At 46.6% G+C, this 1,442-nt stretch carries 1 protein-coding gene; it reads right to left on the minus strand.

Going from position 1 to position 1,442, the window contains the following annotated elements; translation table 11 throughout:
- Positions 1-31: 31 nt before the first annotated feature.
- A protein-coding gene (locus ICN40_RS11540) for an IS3 family transposase (protein ID WP_216244128.1) occupies positions 32-1,389 on the minus strand; the annotation gives its coding sequence in 2 pieces (ribosomal slippage) (positions 32-933 and positions 933-1,389; 1,359 coding nt in all).
- Positions 1,390-1,442: the final 53 nt, after the last annotated feature.

A 1,442-nucleotide genomic window follows, 5' to 3' on the forward strand; every position in this document is an offset into this window, starting at 1 on the left:
TGAACTGACCCCCAAAAGTTGGACAGTTTAGTTAGGTTAGCACGAGGGATTGAGTTCGGTAATTTACCGGGCTTAATCCCTTTAGTTTTTGTTTGATCCGATCATGGTTGTAATAGTCGATATATTCTTTTAGTTCCGCCTTAAATGACTGGATGCTTTCAAACTTTTGTTGGTAGAAGAACTCCGTTTTCATAATCCCGAACCAGTTCTCCATGACAGCGTTATCTAAGCAATTCCCTTTTCTAGACATGCTTTGAGTAATGCCCTGGTCTTTTAATGCCTCCTGATAAAACCCCATTTGATATTGCCAGCCTTGATCAGAGTGCAGCATTGGGCGATCACCTTTACGCAGTCTTTTAAAGGCGCTTTGGAGCATTTGCATCACCATGTTGATCTGTGGCCTGTCAGCAATCTCATAGGAGATGATCTCCTGGTTATACAGATCTAAGATAGGCGAGAGGTAAACCTTCTCGCCTTTGATGTTGAACTCCGTGACATCAGTCACCCACTTTTCATTTGGTTTTTTAGACGCAAAGTGGCGCTTCAGTAGATTGGGGGCTACCTTGCCAACAGCCCCTTTGTAAGACTGGTAACGTTTGGGCCTAACGGTCGACTTGATCCCCATCTGAGTCATGAGTTTTTGGACTGTCTTGTGATTAAGGCGATGGTTCTGATGGCCCAGCTCTACCTGTACTCGCCGGTAGCCGTAGCGACCTTTGTGGGTATGGAAGATAGTCTTAATCTGGGTTTTAGCATCCAGATAAGGATCGGGTTTACGGCCAACACTGGCTTGGTAGTAGTAGACACTCCTGGGCATCTGGGCTGCAGTCAATATGGCTTGCAATGGGTACCACTGCCTTAACTCAGTAATTACTTGGACTTGCTCTTGTTTGCCAAGTGCTTTTGCTGGGCTAAGGCTTCGAGCTTTTTTAGGTAAGCGTTCTCCACCTCTAAATACTGCGCTCTGCACAGTAATTCGTCATGGGTGAGCTCGGTTAGTGGCTTAGCGAGAAGCGCCTTGATGTTGCTCGGTTTGAACTTCAATGGTCGTCCAGTAGGTTTGGGTTTTAGAGCGGCAACACCGTCCATATTGTAGAGTTTTTGCCATACCCAAATCGTGCTGGGGGAGGCAATATTGAAGTGGGCTGCTGCTGACCTAGCCGATAGATGGTGTGTAGCCATGTATTGCAGAACTTGCATCTTGAACTGTGCAGTATGGGCTTGGGGCCCAGGGTTGAGTCCGATAAGGCCATGTGCCTGGTAGGCTAGATACCACTTACGAACATCTGAGTGACCGATCCCAAACAAATGAGCAACCCGTTTTTGGCCGCCGGATTTTAAATACTCATTAACTACCTGGAGCTTGAACTCCGTACTGTATTTGCTCATAAAACAAAACCCCCTTGGTTGGACTTGATGTCCAACTTTTGGGGGTCAGTTCA

The sequence above is a fragment of the Polynucleobacter sp. Fuers-14 genome (assembly GCF_018882045.1).
Lineage (GTDB): Bacteria > Pseudomonadota > Gammaproteobacteria > Burkholderiales > Burkholderiaceae > Polynucleobacter.